Source organism: Vallitaleaceae bacterium 9-2 (genome assembly GCA_038396585.1).
GTDB lineage: Bacteria > Bacillota > Clostridia > Lachnospirales > Vallitaleaceae > UBA1351.
This window is the reverse complement of sequence record CP121691.1, coordinates 2,488,577-2,506,340: the sequence shown is the minus strand read 5'-3', so window position 1 is coordinate 2,506,340 and position 17,764 is coordinate 2,488,577. Positions and strand designations below refer to the sequence as shown.

Sequence of the window (17,764 nt, the reverse complement as noted above, 5' to 3'; positions counted from 1 at the left end):
ACTTATGATTGATCAAATGATTCAAAAAATTAAAGAAACGAATAACCCAACGGTGGTTGGTTTGGACCCACGATTAGATTTAGTACCAAACCATATTAAAGAAGAGGCCTATGATAAGTACGGAAAAACTTTAAAAGCAGCTGCACAGAGCTATTTGGCGTTTAATAAAGCCATTATCGATGAAGTATATGACCTGATTCCTGCCGTCAAACCTCAAGTTGCCATGTATGAACAGTTAGGTGCTGAAGGGATTGCAGCGTATATAGAAACCATTGAATATGCAAAATCAAAAGGCCTCGTGATTATCGGAGATATTAAGCGAAGTGATATTGCTTCAACAGCTACATCCTACGCACAAGGACATATTGGGCTTGTACAAGTTGAAGAAGAACACTTTGAAGTCTACAAGGAAGATTTTATCACCTTGAATCCGTTTTTAGGTATTGACTCAGTGGAACCCTACTTCGATGCATGTAAAAATCGCAACAAAGGCCTTTTCCTCTTGGTTAAGACATCAAATCCTAACAGTGGTCAAATCCAGGATTTACGTGTCGGTGACCAATACATGTATGAGTATGTGGGGCAACTTGTTAGCCAATGGGGACAAGATATGATTGGCGACTATGGATTTTCAAAAATTGGAGCGGTTGTGGGAGCAACACATAAAGAACAAGGCATTGCATTAAGAAAACAAATGCCACATACCTTCTTCTTGGTTCCTGGATATGGAGCTCAAGGGGCAACAGCAGAAGATTTGGCTGGATGCTTTAATAAGGACGGATTAGGGGCAATTGTAAATTCATCACGCGGGATCATTGCAGCTTACAATAATCCAAAATACAAGAAGGACTTTTCGGTTGTTGATTTTGCAAAGGCATCGCGGCAAGCCGTTATTGATATGAAAAATGATTTGAACCGGGTTATATAAGAAAGGACAATATATGAAAGCACAATTGATTTTAGAAAATGGCATGGTATTTCATGGAAAAGCATTTGGCTATATGAAAGAAACCATTGGAGAAGTTGTTTTTAATACAGGGATGACAGGTTATCAGGAAGTGTTGACCGACCCTTCTTATTATGGACAAATCGTAACCATGACCTATCCATTAATTGGAAATTATGGCATCAATATTGATGATATCGAATCAAGCTCTGTAAAAGTTCGCGGCTTTATTGTTCGAGAAAACTGCAAGAACCCTAGCAACTGGCGATGTGAATTTGAGCTGGAAGACTATATGCGAAAAAATAAGATTATTGGTCTTGAAGGTATCGATACACGAGCGCTTACAAAAATTATTCGTAATGTTGGAACCATGCGAGGAATCATTGCTGTTCGAGAACTGACCGAAAGTCAAATCAAAAGTAAAATTGAAAGTTTTAATAATACAAGGGCAGTTGCAGAAGTGAGCCGACCGGAGGTAACACATATACCGGGGGAAGGACCTCATATAGCGATGATTGATTACGGTATGAAAAATAATATTGTACGTTCTTTTCAAAGCCGCCAGTGTGCAATGACAATTTTTCCGGCAAGTGCTACAGCAGAGGAGATTCTCAAGGAGAACCCGGACGGTATCTTTTTGTCCAATGGACCTGGCGATCCAAAAGACTTAGAAGAAGGCATCAAAGAAGTTAAAAAACTCATTGGGAAAAAACCAATGACGGGTATTTGCCTAGGTCATCAAATCTTGGCTTTAGCAATGGGTGCCAACACCACAAAACTTAAATTTGGTCATCGTGGTGCTAACCATCCGGTTAAAGATCTTCAGACAGGACGAGTGATGATTACATCGCAAAATCACGGATACGTTGTAGAAGCCGAGACTTTACCAGAAGGCATTGAGGTAACCCATATCAACCTCAATGATCAAACGGTTGAAGGAATGAAAGATCACAGCAATCGAATCTATTCCATACAGTTTCATCCCGAAGCGTGTCCGGGTCCTCATGACACCGACCCAATCTTTGATGAATTTGTTGCACTTATGAAAGGAGAACATCATGCCTAAAGATTTATCTATAAAAAAAGTTCTTGTTATCGGTTCTGGACCAATTATCATCGGTCAAGCGGCAGAATTTGACTACTCAGGAACCCAAGCTTGTCAAGCACTTCGAGAAGAAGGTGTGACGACTGTTTTAGTGAACTCAAATCCTGCAACGATTATGACGGATAAAGAAGTTGCAGATAAAATATATATTGAACCCTTGACTATTGAATTTTTAGAAAAGGTGATTAAAGAAGAAAGACCGGACAGCGTTATTGCCGGAATGGGCGGACAAACAGGACTAAATATTGCGGTTGAACTTCATGACAAAGGTATTTTGGAAAAGTATAATGTACGGGTTATTGGAACCTCCATTGAATCTATCAAAGAAGGAGAAGACAGAGACGACTTTAAAAAGCTAATGGAACGTATTGGACAACCGGTTATTGAAAGTAAGATTGTCACCAGTTTAGAAGATGGCGTTGAATTTGCCAATCAAATCGGCTATCCAGTGGTTGTACGTCCGGCCTATACGCTTGGAGGATCCGGTGGAGGAATTGCTGAAGATAAGGAAGAGCTTAAGCAAATCTTAGCTACAGGCTTACAGCTAAGCCGCGTTGGACAAGTCCTTCTAGAAAAATCCATTAAAGGGTGGAAAGAAGTCGAGTATGAAGTCATGCGTGATGCAGCGGGAAACTCCATCACGGTGTGTAATATGGAAAACATCGATCCGGTTGGTGTCCATACTGGAGACAGTATTGTTGTAGCACCCTCACAAACCCTGTCAGATGTTGAATATCAGTTGCTTCGAAAAGCATCCCTAGACATTATCAATGAAGTCGGTATCATTGGTGGATGTAATGTTCAGCTGGCACTGCATCCGGAAAGCTTTGAATACGCGGTCATTGAGATAAACCCTCGCGTGAGCCGTTCTTCCGCACTAGCGAGTAAGGCGACCGGTTACCCGATTGCCAAAGTCAGTGCCAAGTTGGCCTTAGGATTTCGTCTAGATGAGATCCAAAATGCAGTAACGAAAAAGACACAAGCTTGCTTTGAACCAACGCTTGACTATTGTGTTGTAAAAATACCTAAGTGGCCTTTTGATAAGTTCCGCCGAGCGAAGAAGACATTGGGGACAAAAATGATGGCGACAGGTGAAGTCATGGCCATCGGGAATAATCTTGAAGCAGCCCTTTTAAAAGCGGTACGGTCCCTAGAGATCGGACAATATTCCTTATACCATAAAAAAGCGGAAAATCGTTCAATGGACGAACTGAAGCGACGAGTGCAAGTGCCGGATGATGAGCGTCTGTTTGACCTTGCCGAGATGCTTCGCCGTGGTTATCGAAAAGATAAGATTTGCAAGATTACAGGAATGGATCCCTTCTTCATCGAAAAAATTGACGGTATCGTTCAATTAGAAGAACAACTAAGAGACAGTTCTTTAGAAGAACTTGATGTCGATCAATTACGCATGCTTAAGAAAAAAGGATTTTCCGACAAGGCAATTGCGGACTTTGTGCAGTGTTCACCCATTGATATCTATAAAAAGAGAAAAGAACTGAATATCCAAGCAGTCTTTAAGATGGTAGATACCTGCGGTGGCGAATTTGAAGCCATTAGCCCATACTATTACTCAACATACGATGAATTTGACGAAGTACAGGTTTCGGACAAGAAAAAAGTGTTGGTTATCGGTTCGGGTCCTATACGTATCGGACAGGGGATCGAGTTTGACTATTGTTCAGTACACAGCATAATTGCCTTGAAAAAAGCCGGTATTGAGACGATTATTGCCAACAATAATCCAGAAACTGTCAGTACGGATTTTGATACGGCAGATAAGCTATACTTTGAACCATTAACGGAAGAAGATGTCCTTAACATTATCGAAAAAGAAAATCCCGATGGTGTTATATTACAGTTTGGAGGTCAGACTGCGATTAAGCTAGCTAACTTTTTAGATGAGATGCAAGTGCCGATTTTAGGAACCAAACCGGACCAGATTGATGAAGCAGAAGATCGGGAGCGGTTTGATGCCTTAATGGAAGCACTTAATATTAATCGTCCTAAAGGGAAAGCCGTTTGGAAGCTTGAGGAAGGGCTAGACGAAGCTGAAAAACTTGGCTATCCGGTTCTTGTTCGCCCTAGCTATGTATTAGGTGGTCAAGGGATGGAGATTACCTATGATGAAAAGCAGCTTCGTCGCTACTTAATCCAAGCCTTTGAACGCGATCATAAGAATCCGGTCCTCATTGACCGTTACCTCATTGGACGTGAAATAGAAGTAGATGCAATCTGCGATGGTGAAAGTGTGTTAATTCCCGGAATTATGGAACATCTTGAAAAAGCAGGTGTTCACTCGGGAGACAGTATCAGCATCTATCCACCACAAAATATCTCCCAAAAAATTGTCGATCAGATTGTTAGCGATACCACAAAAGTGGCGAAAGCCCTGAAAGTATCAGGAATGATCAACATTCAATACATTGAATATGAAGGAGAGTTGTTCATTATCGAAGTGAATCCACGCTCATCACGTACAGTGCCCTATATCAGTAAGGTGACCGGCGTACCGATGATTGAACTGGCGACACGGGCCATGCTTGGAGAAAAACTGATTGATATGAAGTATGGAACTGGCTTATATAAAGAAGCAGACTTTGTTGCAATTAAAGTACCGGTATTTTCCACCCAAAAATTACCGGATGTTGAAGTGAGCTTAGGTCCTGAAATGCGATCGACAGGGGAAGTGCTAGGGATTGGGAAAACAGTTGAAGAAGCACTATATAAAGGGTTTGTAGGTTCAGGAATGGGTGTTATCAAAGAAAAAGGAACCATTATGGCAACCGTTAAGCCTTATGATCAAGAAGACTTTGTCCCGATTGCAAAAGGATTTGCTGAACTTGGCTTTAAGTTTGTCGCAACGGAAGGAACGGCGAAAGTTTTACGTGCCAATGGTATCGAAGTGGAGACAACACGTAAAATTAGTGAAGGTGTTCCTAACGTCCTAGACCTCATTCGCAGCGGAATGATTCAGATGGTTATTAACACACCAACAAAAGCCAATGATGCCAAGCGGGAAGGGTTTATGATTCGACGCGCAGCCATTGAAGCCAGTGTACCAGTTTTGACGTCTCTAGATACGGCAAAAGGAATGTTGAAAATTTTGGCAGCAAAAATCGATGAAAGTAAAATGGCTGTCTACAATATGGGGGAATAGACAATGTGTTATAATCCGTTAGAACGAAAAAAATATACCATTATTAAAAATACGATGCTCCAACCATCAATATATGAAATGCAGATTCAAGCACCAGAGATTGCCCACTTGGCAAAACCGGGTCAGTTTGTTAACTTGTATTGTAAGGATCAATCGAAGCTTCTGCCTCGCCCCATCAGTATTTGTGAGGTGGATAAACAAGCTGGTTGGGTGCGCTTGATTTATGCTGTTGTCGGCAGTGGAACACGTCTGTTTTCCCACATGTCTGAAGGTGAGACCATCGATGTCTTAGGACCTCTTGGACACGGATTTAGTTTAGAAGATGCTTGGGAGGCAAAAGAGGAAGCAGCAAAAATTTTAATCGTGGGCGGTGGTGTAGGGACGCCACCTTTGCTTGAACTGGCTAAGACCTTAAAACGTAACTATCAAGATAAGGTGGACTTAACCATTATTCTTGGGTTTCGAGATGATGTCTATTTGGCCCAGGAGTTTAGAGCCTATGGCAAAGTCTATGTATCTACTGATTCCGGTCGAGAAGGTTATCACGGTCATGTAGTTGGTCTACTGGAAGCACAAGAACTTGAACAAAAAGATATAGCCTTTGATTATATATATGCTTGTGGACCGACACCTATGCTTAGAGGATTACAAACCTTTGGACTCCGACAAAACTATCAAGGAGAGTTCTCGTTGGAAGAACGCATGGGATGCGGCTTTGGCGGTTGCGTAGGGTGTGTCGTTGCGATAAAGCAGGATGAAGATTTTGAATATATGAAAGTATGTAAGGATGGTCCGATATTCGACTATAGAAAGGTGATTTTTTCATGAATTTAGGTGTGGAATTTTGCGGCATAAAATTTAAAAATCCAGTGTTTACAGCATCGGGAACATTTAACTCGGGTAGGGAATATGCAGAGGTTGTTGATTTAAACCAAGTGGGTGGAGTGATTGTAAAAGGTGTTGCCAGTACACCTTGGAAAGGGAATCCGGCCCCAAGGATTGCAGAAACTTATGGAGGTATGTTAAATTCAGTTGGCCTTCAAAATCCGGGTGTAGATGTTTTTATCAAAGAAGATATCCCTTTTTTACGTCAATATGACACGAAGATTATTGTCAATCTAGCCGGAAGAACTATTCAAGAATACTGTGATGTGGTTGAAAAGTTGTCCGATGCAGATGTCGATATGTTGGAATTGAATATATCTTGCCCTAATGTCAAAGAAGGTGGTGTCGCTTTTGGTGTGGATCCAAAGATGGCAGCCTTAGTAACCTCAGAAGTAAAAAAGGTGGCAAAACAACCCTTAATTGTCAAATTAAGTCCAAATGTTACCGATATAACGGAGATTGCCAAAGCCGTTGAAGGCGCAGGAGCCGATGGTTTATCGCTAATCAACACTCTTATTGGTATGCAAATCGATATTCACCGACGCAAGCCGACGCTCGCAAGAAAAGTAGGCGGATTCTCAGGTCCTGCCATTAAGCCTGTAGCGGTGCGAATGGTATATCAAGTATCCAAAGCGTGTAATCTTCCTATTATTGGACTGGGTGGTATTATGACCGGAGAAGATGCTATTGAATTTATGATGGCAGGTGCCAGTGCAATTGCTGTTGGAACCGCTAATTTGCTGGATCCAAGAGCGACAATGAATGTCCTTGATGGAATGACAAACTATATGAAATCATATAATTTACTAGACATTAATGAAATTGTTGGTATAATAGAGTAAGACTTAAACGAAGGGAAAGATTTTAATGGACGCATACAAACTGGACTTTATAGAATTTATGGTCGAATCAGGCGTGTTAACGTTTGGAGACTTTACAACGAAAAGTGGTCGTAAGACTCCATTTTTTATTAACACAGGAAATTATCGAACAGGACGACAACTTAACCGATTGGGTGACTACTATGCAAAAGCAATAAAAGATAATTTCGGCTCGGAATTTGATGTGTTATTTGGACCAGCATATAAAGGTATTCCGTTAAGTGTTGCAACAGCAATTTCATTAAGCATATCCTATGGATCTAATGTTCAATACTGTTCTAGCCGCAAAGAGATTAAGGACCATGGCGATGCAGGAGTACTTTTGGGTGGACCGCTAAAAGACGGACAAAAAGTATTGTTGATTGAAGATGTCACAACTGCAGGAACATCGATTCGAGAGACCATTCCTTTGTTAAAGGCGCAAGCGGATGTTGATGTTATCGGATTAATCATATCCGTAGATCGAATGGAAAAAGGACAAAATGAAATCAGTGCTTTAAAAGAGCTTGAACAAGAATATGGAATAAAAGCTCAGGCCATCGTGACTATGGAAGAAGTTATCGAGTATTTATATAACCGCCCTATTGATGGGGTTATCTATATTGACGATGAGATAAAAGAACGTATTGATGAATACTATTCTATATATGGTATAAAATAAGTTGAGTATATGTTAATGTTTATAAAATTAAGGCATCTGTAAAGTTTACAGGTGTCTTCTTTTGTTCTTTTCGATTGTTTTTATTTGTGGTAAAATAGATTTAAATGATAGAGGAGGTCAGCTGTTGTTTGGCGAAGAGATATGAGCTTATTATTTGATTTTTTTAGTCATCGGCATAAAAAGTTAATCGACTGTTTATTAAATGAATTGGTACATGCAGTAGATCACAATCCTATTGCAGCAAAGAGTACTCTATTAAAGCAAAAAGTAATGGATTTGTCTCAGACATTGTTAACCAATAGGATGACAGAAGATGAAGACATGAATATTGTCTATCAACTGATGATTGATGAATTAAACCAGCTGATTAAACGAGTGAATGGTATTGAGGTGCAGGCAGATATTGAAGAGGTTGTTAAGCGGATGCATCATACAAAAGAACTTTTCCAAAGAACGCAATAGATAGAGAAAAGAAGGTATAAAATGGATTATAAAATGTTATCACAACAATTTAAGCGATTTACATATACGGCATATGAATATAGTGTCAAAGATGAAGAGATTGAATTGATTTATTCATATCAGTTAGAATCCGATACGCAGAAGATACCCTTTACACATAGGGTATCTTATTATGTGGAAACTAACGATGTACATTTACGAAAAAATCAAATTCAAAACTATATTAATTTTATTTTTCATATTGGATTAATCGAGACAATTAACTATTATAAGCTTGCATGTCCGAAGGAAATCTATATCGCTTGTGGACAACTAACTAAAGAGCAAGAACGATGGTGGAAAAAACTGTTCTATCATGGATTAGGGGAGTTTATCTACCTAAATAAGATGACAGAATATGTTACAGAAGATAATTTTGTTCAATTTGTCAGTGCAATGGATCAGCCGCTGATGAATCAACAAATACATGTTAATACACAAGGAAGCCTTATCCCTGTTGGTGGAGGCAAGGACTCGGTTGTGACGCTTGAGATATTAAATGATGAACATGCCATTAATCTTCCCTTTGTCATGAGTGCGCCAAAGGCCGCATATGATTGCATTGAGGTCGCTCATTATCATGAATATCTAGAGGCGCAGCGGTACTTTGACCCGCGATTAATTGAAATGAATCAACAAGGCTATCTGAATGGACATGTTCCCTTTTCGGCGATTCTGGCTTTTATAGCTGCTTTTGGAGCCCTTTTATCTGAAAAAAAATATATCCCGTTATCGAATGAACGCAGTGCCAATGAACCGAGTGTGATAGGAACGACATTTAATCATCAATATTCGAAAAGCTTTGAGTTTGAAGAGGACTTTGCGACATACCTCAATCAATACTTGACCCAAGATATTGAATATTTTAGTTTGTTACGGCCTTTATATGAACTTGAAATCGGACAATTGTTTTCAAAATATACCCAATATCATTCTGTATATCGTAGTTGTAATCGTGGAAAAAAAGAAAACAAATGGTGTGGTCTATGCGCAAAATGTCTATTTGTTTATATTATCTTGAGTCCATATATTCCTATAGAACGTTTGGAGCATGATTTTGGAAAAGAACTTTTTTCGGATATGGACTTAAAAGACATATTTGACGAACTTATCGGCATAAAAGAAACCAAGCCTTTTGAGTGTGTTGGAACTATATGGGAAGTTCGACATGCCCTAAATCTTTTTATTCAAAAGATGAAGCATCTTCAAAAAGCCTACCCGCCATTAATTCAATATTATATTGATATAGAAGGACCGGCACTTTCAGACCAACCTACAGACTATGAAGAAGGCAATAGGGTGCCCTTGCACTATCTTAATCGCCTTAGAAAGGAACTTGAAAATAGTGGCGAATAACAATACACAATGGAACGACATCAAACAGGCATTAGAAAAACGATTTTTTGAAAAAAAAATTATAATAGTAGGTTTTGGCAGAGAAGGAATAAGTACATATAGGCTTTTGAAAAAACTGTCTATGCCTTATGAATTATATATTATGGATCAAGAACCAACGACAGCCAAAGGGTTTTTGGCAACGCTACAAGATGAGACAACAGTTGTTCTTTCAAAGGAAGATTATCTTAAAGACCTCGATACATATGATGTGATTTTTAAGACACCAGGTTTACCAGGCTTTTTGTTAAAGACCATTGCATCAGATAAGATTTTATCGCAAGCAGATCTTTTTATGGAATATATGGGGGCGTATAGTATTGGAGTTACAGGAACCAAAGGCAAAAGTACGACCAGTTCCTTGATTGCCCATGTATTATCCGGTTTAGGGATTCAGGTGAATCTTGTAGGCAATATTGGTTATCCGGCACTTGAGTGTCTCGTCAATCACAAAGATGGACAGATGTACGTTTATGAGATGTCATCATTTCAAACTGAGTTTTTGCACCATGGACCACATATACGCGTAATCTTAAATCTCTTTGAAGAACATTTGAATAACTATGAAAGTTATAGAGCGTATCAAGACTCGAAACTTCAGCTTTTTTTGGCACAGTCTGCTTTGGAGCATGGAAATGATTTGTGTATCTATGGTTCCAACAATCAACTGTTACGTGAGCGAGTTGCACAGATGGATTTTGACAAAAATCAAAGAGTTGAAACCTTTGGATATAAAAAAAATAATGTGCTCAATCATCCGGGAGTTTTTCTGGAAGACAGCCAGATTTATTACACGGATGCCCATAATCAAAAGATAAGTTATGGAACCAAAGAGTTTCAAAAAGAATTGATTGGGGAACATAATTTACTCAATAGCCTTGTTGTAATTAATATTATTCACTTTTTACAGCAAGAAGGAAAGTTAGATTATCAAAAGGTTAAGTCAAGAGATATCTTAAAATTAATAGGAACCTTTAAAGGATTAGAACATCGGCTGGAAAAGGTTGCAACCTATCAAGGGATTACATTTTATAACGATTCAATTTCAACCATCCCAGAAGCAACACTGCAAGCAATAGGAGCGATTGATACACTCAAAACACTGATTATCGGAGGGTTTGACCGAGGGATTGACTATGTTGATTTTACAAAAAAACTATTAACATTTAAGCAACTGCATATTATTTGTTTACCCGATACCGGACACAAAATTTATCAGTGGGCAAAGGAAGTCGACCAAGAACATGTACTGCACAGATGGCATCAGGTGCAAACAGTGGATGAAGCCGTAAAACTGGCATATGCATTAACGCCTGTTGGGTATAGTTGCCTGCTTTCACCTGCGGCAAGCAGTTACAATTGCTATAAAAACTTTGAAGAACGAGGTGATCATTTTAAAGACAGTGTGCACAAGGAAGGACAAAGAAAATAAAGGATAAAGAGGAGATGTCTATGTATCAACAAAGAAGTGCAGCAGTTGTTGTGATTTATTCAATTATCACATGCGGAATATATTATTTTTATTGGATTTATGTTACAATGCGAGATATTAATGAGTACTTAGGTGAAGCAGATATGGATAGCGGATTAGAATTAGTTCTTTGTATTTTATTATTTCCCTATCGTTGGTATTGGTTTTACAAATATGCTCAACGTATTGCAAAAGCTCAAACAGCAGCTGGCTTGCCTGGAAAAGATGACAGTATTTTATGTTTGATTTTGGCGATTATAGAGTTTGGAATTATATCAGCAGCCATTATGCAAGAAGGCATTAATAGAGTTTGGGCATTAGAACAAAACAGTGCCATTTACTAATAAGATTTTTAAGGAGGTATTTATGAATTTAGCAAAGTACATCGACCATACCATTTTAAAACCGGAGACAACTAAAGACCAAATCAAGACAATTTGTGAAGAAGCTAAAAAGTATAATTTTGCTTCGGTGTGCGTTAATCAGTACAATACGGCCTTGGTAAAAAAAGAACTTGAAGGATCAGACGTCAAGGTTTGTACAGTTGTTGGCTTTCCACTAGGAGCGGTTACAAAAGAAGTAAAAGCCTTTGAAACAAAGCAGGCTATTGCGGATGGAGCCGAAGAAATTGATATGGTTATTAATATAGGTGCTTTAAAAGATGGACTTGAAGAAGAAGTCTATGAAGATATAAAGGCTGTTGTTGAGGCGGCGGCGGGTGCAACGGTCAAAGTTATTTTGGAGACATGCTTATTAACAGATGAACAAAAAGAGATTGCATGTCGTTTGGCAGTAAAAGCAAAGGCAGATTTTGTCAAAACATCCACAGGCTTTAGTACAGGTGGAGCAACGGTTGAAGATGTTCGTCTAATGAAAGAAGCCGTGGCAGGTCATGCAAAGGTAAAAGCATCTGGAGGCGTAAGAGATTACAATGATGCTATGGCTGTTATTGAAGCGGGAGCAGATCGTATTGGGGCTAGCTCGGGTGTTGCAATTATGACCAATCAAACGAGTAGTGACGACTATTAAATAAAAAAAAAGCTGTTATATTAACTGAGGTTAGTATAACAGCTTTTTGCATGTATAGTTATTGAGTAAAGAAATCTTGGAGAGCATCAATGAGCAAATCATTATTTGCTCGAGTAGAAAGTGAAAAACGGAAATACTCACCATGCAAAAATGGAAAAGAAGCGGTGTTACGAATCATTAGATGTCTTTTAATAAGGTGGTCAAATAATTTTTGAGTCGTGTATTGAGGATGAATAATTTTTACAAAAAAGAAATTACCATAATTTGGAAAAACTTTTAAGGCGCTGATTGTTGATAATAGTGTTCCAACACGTATACGCTCGGATTCAATAAATTGATGGGTATGCTCAATAAAAGCGCTGTCCTTCATTAATTCAGAGCCGGCAAAAGCAGCGAGTGAATTGATTGCCCAATGGTGGCGTTGTTTTTCCATTGATTCATGACATTTAAAATCACTAGTAATGCCATAACCTAGTCGAAGTCCAGGCGCAGAGAAAAACTTTGAAAAGCTACGAAGAACAATACAGTTAGAGTAACGCTCTACAAGATTAATGGCACTTATATGATCCGCATTTGCTATAAAATCCATGTAAGTTTCATCAATCAAGATATGTAATCCAAGTGCTTTAAGATGGTCAAATAAGGGAGTAAGCTCCTTAGACGTTATCAAGGAAGCGGTAGGATTATTCGGATTACACAAAACAACCAAATCAATATCAGTGGTACACATCGTGATAATGGTTTCAATATCTATCTTAAAATCATTGGATTCACTTAAAGGGTAGTAGACAACACCGGCATCACAACTGCTGATTTTTTTTTCGTATTCGGAGTAGGTCGGTCCAATAATCAATGCTTTTTTAGGGTGGACATAATCAATATAATGGGCAATGAGTTCAGTTGTTCCATTACCTAATAAAACATACTCGCTTTGGGTTGAGGCATACTGAGAGATGCTTGCCTTTAATGTGTGATAGTCTGGATCAGGATAATTGGTAACTAAATCAATATTTGCAATGAGCTTCTCTTGTAGTTGCTCAGATAAACCAAGTGGATTAACATTGCCGCTAAAATTTATAATAGATTTTTCATCGAGATGATAAAATTTTGCGACTTTTTCAACATCGCTACCATGAAAATTATTCAGTTCTTTCATAAGGTTCTCCTTTGGAAACAATTTGTGAATATGCTATAATCATTATAACGATAAAGGGTAAAAAAATCTAGTATGGATGTGAGTGGAATGAGAAAAGATGAATGTTTGCTAGCCATTGCGAATTATGGATTAAAACATCCCAAGTTTGAACTTCAAGTAGAACCAAAAAGAAATGAGATTGTCATAAACAATGGTCAAATCTTTTATGGTGAATTTTACGTGCGTCCATATTTAGAATCTTTTCAATGGATATACATGGAAGCGTTAAAAGGAATTATAAAACTGAAAGTGGATAAAAAACCGACATCAAATTATATACAATATGAAATTGATGGAGGAAAACTTTTTCCTGGGTATAGTTATGAAGAAGAAGTGACCCTATACTATCCAGGAGGCGCCACTACCATTGAATTTCAAATCAAGGCAAGTATAGATAGATTTGGTGAGGTGACCCAGACACAAGCAATCCAACACCAGACAAAGATTATTAATATGTCTACAAAAACACAGCATTCGAATGATGTGGCTATTTTTTTTGAAAAGATGACCTATAGCCTGGAGGAAGCTATAGAGTTGCGATTATTTAATGGAGCGGGTGAACTTAAAAGTATTATGATTGAATCGGACCATGATTTGATTCACCCAAAAAATACGGAATTTTATCTAAAAGATATATGGACTCAAGAATGGTATATTCAGCAAACGGCATGGGATAAAATTATTGGGCGTGTGGTTTTTAAGGAGACACCATTTGAAGAAATTGCTTTTCGGATTCATTTGGATGGGGAAAATACGCCTTCCCAACAACGGAAGATAAAAACAATAATTACAGCCTATCCCTTATATGAGACCTCCATTAATGTTCTGAATCGTAAAATGCATCGGCAACTTCGAGTGCAATGCATGCGACAGTTTTTGATGCTTCTTACAGAGCGAATGCCAAAAAAAGAATGGATTAGCTTTACCAATCATATAAAAGGCTGCTTAAATTTTAATCAGTTGGATTTTGATCTTCGTTTAATTTATTTATGGGCACTAGTGGATATGGGGGACATGCGTTCTTATGAACAAGAAGCCAGGTACATCCGAAAATACGATGAATATTTTCAAAAAAATCCATACTATCCGATTTTTTTAGTCTTTGAAACGATAGTACAAAAGAAAAGCAGTAAGCGCTATCTGACATTGAATGAAATAAAAAAAGACAGTCATTGTCTAAATACATTAATTCAAACCCGCTACCTTGAAAAAGGAATTGATCGTTATTTGATATATCGACAGTTATATGAACAAAAAACTAGATATGCAGTTTTATTTGCTGAAGCAGTGCACTACCTGAACAAACATGAGATTTTTGTGGAGGTGGATGATCAATTTTATGCAGTGTGTATTCAATGGGCGTTAAACCAACAATGCTTGGGAAAGCAATGGGCGCATCGTCTCTTAGGGCGGGAAAAGATGTGGATACGTAAAAACAAATATGTATCAAGTCGGCTATTGATGCAACTGTATAAGACATATCCTTCGCCTTCTTTGGTGGACTTATGTTGTGAGAAAGCAATGGAGGAGCAGCGTTATGACGGTCTTGCTTTAGAATACTATAAAGTAGGCTTAGGTGAAGGGCGATATATAAAAAATCTGGACCGATATTATGTGGAAGCAGCAGCGCAACTTGACGAGCCGATTGACTTTGGCCTGTTGCGTTACATGACGTTTATAAAAGATTTATCGACGAAAGCAAAAGGATATATATATCGAAAGATGATAGAAGCGCAAGTCATTGATTTTAGCCGATTTTCGAGAATATATCAAGAACTCATAGTTTATCTTCGAGAGATGACCCATGAGACGGAATATATGTATGCAGCTACACAGATTCTTGCACACATCGATGCACATATGTTTGGTGAACACTTCGATATATTAGAAGCGATGCTGGATGATACGTTTATTCAATATCTTTATACGACGTCAACAGGCCAATCGGTTTTAGAATATCTTATTCAAGTGACGCTTGAGAGCATAACACAAGTGCAGAATAAGGCCCTCTATGAACGTATAGAATCAAATATTAAGCCAGAAGGCATCCTGTTAATATATGCTCCGGCTAGACAATGGTATGAACAATCAAAGGTTTCTTTGCCTATCTTCCTTGATAATGATACATATAAGGCAAACATGAAAAATACGATGTCGTTGACGGCGTTTTTAGAAGGAATTCTTCAAAACCGGTCCCATGAACAATTGATGCAGATTTATGCACATTTGAGATTCGAAGAACAAAGGTTAGTTCGCCCATTGCTTTGCCAAAACCTTTGTCAACAAATACTTATTGACGATGTTAGTGTTAATCAAGAGGAGACTCAGATTCTTCAAGGGTGCTATGCGGATGAACAAAATCCTGATAATGGGTTATTGCTCGCCTTGTTAAAAATATTTCCAGAACACCCTTGTCGCGACGAACTTATAAAACGCAACATATTGATTCCTTGGGCATGTAAAAAGAGTGGAAAAACATTGGAGACTAGTATACAATATTATGGAGAGCCCTTTGACGAGATAAAAATTTATTGTAGATATGCTGAAGATGAAGTGTTTCATGGACAAGAAATGGTGCATATAGCTTATGGATTGTTTGTACATCCGATATTTGTATTCTATGGAGAATATATGGAATATTATATTACAAAAAAAATATCCGAGCATAAGACGATTGTTGTTGTTTCAGATATTGTATATGAACAAGTTCCAAAGCAACAGTTGGATTTCATTGCATATGCAATGGAAGTGGGAGATGGACAGGGGACATATGGTCTCATTGACGAATACCTAGAGCATTGTAATAACATAAAAAAAATATTCCGTATTTAAAACAAGGAGGTTGTAAATGTGGGAGTCCTAAGTTTAGAACTTAATAAAGGGTTATATATGGGCATTGACTTTGGAACGACGAATTCTGTTGTGAGTATATACCATTATGATGAAGACGAAGTCCATACCCTAAAAATTGATGGATACACCGTGTTTCCTTCGGTTATTCAATTTGAAAAAAATGCAGTAACAGGAGAGCTTGACCGAATATTTGGTCTAGAAGCGAAAGAGTCCGCTGTAATTTACCCCGAAAGTACGGTAACATCCATTAAGCGTAAGCTGGAGTCGGATGAACCCATTGAGATTTATTGTGATAAAGACCGTTATAGTTTTTTGCCGGAAACGATTGTTGCAGAGATTCTTGGCTATTTAAAATCCCAAGCAGACGAGTATATTCGAGATACATTAAATATTTTCGGAGTTTTTTCAGGTTGTGTTATTACTGTTCCGGCCAACTCAACCGATAAACAAAAGAGAAAGATGAAAAAAGCGGCGGTAATGGCAGGGTTTGATGAAGATAATGTGTATTTACGATTAGAACCTGCAGCAGCTGCAATACAATATGCCACAACATCCTCAAAAAGTAAAAAAGTGCTGGTTTATGACTTTGGAGGCGGAACTTTTGATGCATGCGTCTTAGATATTCGCCAAGAAGAATCGGAAGATGAACCTAATATTTCCATTCTAAGTACTTATGGAGACAATTACTTGGGAGGTAATGATATAGACCAGCTCATGGTGGATTTGATTTATGAACATTTTTTAGAACAAACGCATCATACTATTGATTTATATAACTTTGAAATAGACGATGGACTTGCGGTTCAAGACAAAAAAATGGCGATTATTCGCATGAAGCATGTTGCAAACCAAGTTAAAGAAAAATTGTCAACAACGCAAAAAGCAAAAGTCGTATTAGCACCATTTATTCAAACACCCGTGCCTGTCAATATACAGTTTGAGATTAATCGGGAGATGTTTTATGCCCATCAGCGTAAGCATCCGTTAGATGACTCAACATATGTATTTGAACGCATGCAAGATGTGTCAGTACATACGCTTGTAGAACGTACTATGGACAGTGTGAGAAAGTGTTTGGTTAACGCACATATTGATGTAGCGGACATCACCGATATTTTTTTGGTTGGCGGTTCATCAGCATTGCCTATTGTAGAAGAAAAAATCCAAGCATATTTTCAGCAAGAGCCTTATCGGTCAAAGATAAGCCCGGCATTAAGCATATCCCAAGGTGCGGCGCATTATTGTCATCAAATTATGCTTCCTTCAACAAAAGGACCCAAAGTTTATGAAAAGACAATTCATTCATTAGGGATTGAAATGGCTGGGAGACGTTATCTTGAGATTATACAACGTGATATGGAGATACCTGATGACGGACTCATTGTTGAAGCACCCTACACATTTGAGACAAATTATGATGGATTAACAAGTATGGCTATTATTGTATATGAAGACCTAGAACCCAATGAAAATAAGCGAAAGTTTGTCTATGAACAAAGTATGCGACGCCTGACAGGGACAACACTAAGAAATATCCCACCCAAAGCCAAAGGCGAGGAAAAAATCCGTATTCAATTCAAATTAAATCAAGACAATATGTTAATGGTTGAAGCTTGGTCTGTAGATACAGAAGGAATTTCAACTGTACTGACTGTCGATGAATTGTATGGAAAGTGAGGAAT

14 protein-coding genes are annotated in these 17,764 nt (G+C 38.2%); 13 read left to right on the top strand and 1 reads right to left on the bottom strand.

The window, feature by feature from the left end; translation table 11 throughout:
• Positions 1 to 4 precede the first annotated feature (4 nt).
• From pyrF to deoC, 11 genes are all read left to right on the top strand, one after another.
• Entirely contained in the window at positions 5 to 928 is a 924-nt protein-coding gene (gene pyrF / locus QBE53_11715; protein WZL80470.1) for an orotidine-5'-phosphate decarboxylase, read from the top strand.
• A gap of 13 nt (positions 929 to 941) precedes the next feature.
• Complete coding sequence (gene carA, locus QBE53_11710; protein ID WZL80469.1) at positions 942 to 2,012, top strand: glutamine-hydrolyzing carbamoyl-phosphate synthase small subunit; 1,071 nt, start codon at positions 942 to 944, stop codon at positions 2,010 to 2,012.
• Positions 2,005 to 5,211 (top strand): carbamoyl-phosphate synthase large subunit, encoded by a 3,207-nt coding sequence (carB, locus tag QBE53_11705; protein ID WZL80468.1) that lies wholly within the window; start codon positions 2,005 to 2,007, stop codon positions 5,209 to 5,211. The genes carA and carB overlap by 8 nt, the downstream gene beginning before the upstream one ends.
• A 3-nt stretch (positions 5,212 to 5,214) precedes the next feature.
• A complete protein-coding gene (locus QBE53_11700) occupies positions 5,215 to 6,039 on the top strand; it encodes a dihydroorotate dehydrogenase electron transfer subunit (GenBank protein ID WZL80467.1) in 825 nt (274 codons plus the stop codon).
• Positions 6,036 to 6,938, top strand: coding sequence for a dihydroorotate dehydrogenase (locus QBE53_11695; GenBank protein ID WZL80466.1), 903 nt, complete (start codon positions 6,036 to 6,038; stop codon positions 6,936 to 6,938). The genes QBE53_11700 and QBE53_11695 overlap by 4 nt, the downstream gene beginning before the upstream one ends.
• Before the next feature lie 25 nt (positions 6,939 to 6,963).
• The gene (gene pyrE, locus QBE53_11690) at positions 6,964 to 7,638 is read left to right on the top strand and encodes an orotate phosphoribosyltransferase (protein ID WZL80465.1); all 675 of its coding nucleotides are present in this window, start codon (positions 6,964 to 6,966) and stop codon (positions 7,636 to 7,638) included.
• Positions 7,639 to 7,779: 141 nt separating this feature from the next.
• Positions 7,780 to 8,100 carry a hypothetical protein gene (locus QBE53_11685; protein WZL80464.1) on the top strand — a complete coding sequence of 107 codons (321 nt, stop codon included), beginning with the start codon at positions 7,780 to 7,782 and terminating at the stop codon, positions 8,098 to 8,100.
• A gap of 21 nt (positions 8,101 to 8,121) precedes the next feature.
• Complete coding sequence (locus QBE53_11680) at positions 8,122 to 9,495, top strand: hypothetical protein (GenBank protein ID WZL80463.1); 1,374 nt, start codon at positions 8,122 to 8,124, stop codon at positions 9,493 to 9,495.
• Entirely contained in the window at positions 9,485 to 10,966 is a 1,482-nt protein-coding gene (gene murD / locus QBE53_11675) for a UDP-N-acetylmuramoyl-L-alanine--D-glutamate ligase (protein ID WZL80462.1), read from the top strand. Before QBE53_11680 ends, murD begins: the two co-directional genes overlap by 11 nt.
• Positions 10,967 to 10,986: 20 nt before the next feature.
• Entirely contained in the window at positions 10,987 to 11,349 is a 363-nt protein-coding gene (locus QBE53_11670; protein WZL80461.1) for a DUF4234 domain-containing protein, read from the top strand.
• A gap of 22 nt (positions 11,350 to 11,371) precedes the next feature.
• A complete protein-coding gene (gene deoC, locus QBE53_11665; protein ID WZL80460.1) occupies positions 11,372 to 12,034 on the top strand; it encodes a deoxyribose-phosphate aldolase in 663 nt (220 codons plus the stop codon).
• Positions 12,035 to 12,092: 58 nt separating this feature from the next.
• Here deoC and QBE53_11660 read toward each other — a convergent pair whose 3' ends face one another.
• Positions 12,093 to 13,190, bottom strand: coding sequence for a histidinol-phosphate transaminase (locus QBE53_11660; GenBank protein WZL80459.1), 1,098 nt, complete (start codon positions 13,188 to 13,190; stop codon positions 12,093 to 12,095).
• Between the two features lie 87 nt (positions 13,191 to 13,277).
• Between QBE53_11660 and QBE53_11655 the strand changes: the two genes are divergently transcribed.
• Both QBE53_11655 and QBE53_11650 read left to right on the top strand, forming a co-directional pair.
• Entirely contained in the window at positions 13,278 to 16,061 is a 2,784-nt protein-coding gene (locus QBE53_11655; GenBank protein WZL80458.1) for a DUF5717 family protein, read from the top strand.
• A gap of 18 nt (positions 16,062 to 16,079) precedes the next feature.
• Positions 16,080 to 17,759 (top strand): Hsp70 family protein, encoded by a 1,680-nt coding sequence (locus tag QBE53_11650; GenBank protein WZL80457.1) that lies wholly within the window; start codon positions 16,080 to 16,082, stop codon positions 17,757 to 17,759.
• Positions 17,760 to 17,764 lie beyond the last annotated feature (5 nt).

Bases quoted from the DNA above. Each gene is read 5' to 3' on its own strand.
- pyrF (WZL80470.1), top strand. From the start codon at position 5: ATGATTGATCAAATGATTCAAAAAATTAAAGAAACGAATAACCCAACG.
- carA (WZL80469.1), top strand. From the start codon at position 942: ATGAAAGCACAATTGATTTTAGAAAATGGCATGGTATTTCATGGAAAA.
- carB (WZL80468.1), top strand. From the start codon at position 2,005: ATGCCTAAAGATTTATCTATAAAAAAAGTTCTTGTTATCGGTTCTGGA.
- QBE53_11700 (WZL80467.1), top strand. From the start codon at position 5,215: ATGTGTTATAATCCGTTAGAACGAAAAAAATATACCATTATTAAAAAT.
- QBE53_11695 (WZL80466.1), top strand. From the start codon at position 6,036: ATGAATTTAGGTGTGGAATTTTGCGGCATAAAATTTAAAAATCCAGTG.
- pyrE (WZL80465.1), top strand. From the start codon at position 6,964: ATGGACGCATACAAACTGGACTTTATAGAATTTATGGTCGAATCAGGC.
- QBE53_11685 (WZL80464.1), top strand. From the start codon at position 7,780: ATGAGCTTATTATTTGATTTTTTTAGTCATCGGCATAAAAAGTTAATC.
- QBE53_11680 (WZL80463.1), top strand. From the start codon at position 8,122: ATGGATTATAAAATGTTATCACAACAATTTAAGCGATTTACATATACG.
- QBE53_11670 (WZL80461.1), top strand. From the start codon at position 10,987: ATGTATCAACAAAGAAGTGCAGCAGTTGTTGTGATTTATTCAATTATC.
- deoC (WZL80460.1), top strand. From the start codon at position 11,372: ATGAATTTAGCAAAGTACATCGACCATACCATTTTAAAACCGGAGACA.
- QBE53_11660 (WZL80459.1), bottom strand. From the start codon at position 13,190: ATGAAAGAACTGAATAATTTTCATGGTAGCGATGTTGAAAAAGTCGCA.
- QBE53_11655 (WZL80458.1), top strand. From the start codon at position 13,278: ATGAGAAAAGATGAATGTTTGCTAGCCATTGCGAATTATGGATTAAAA.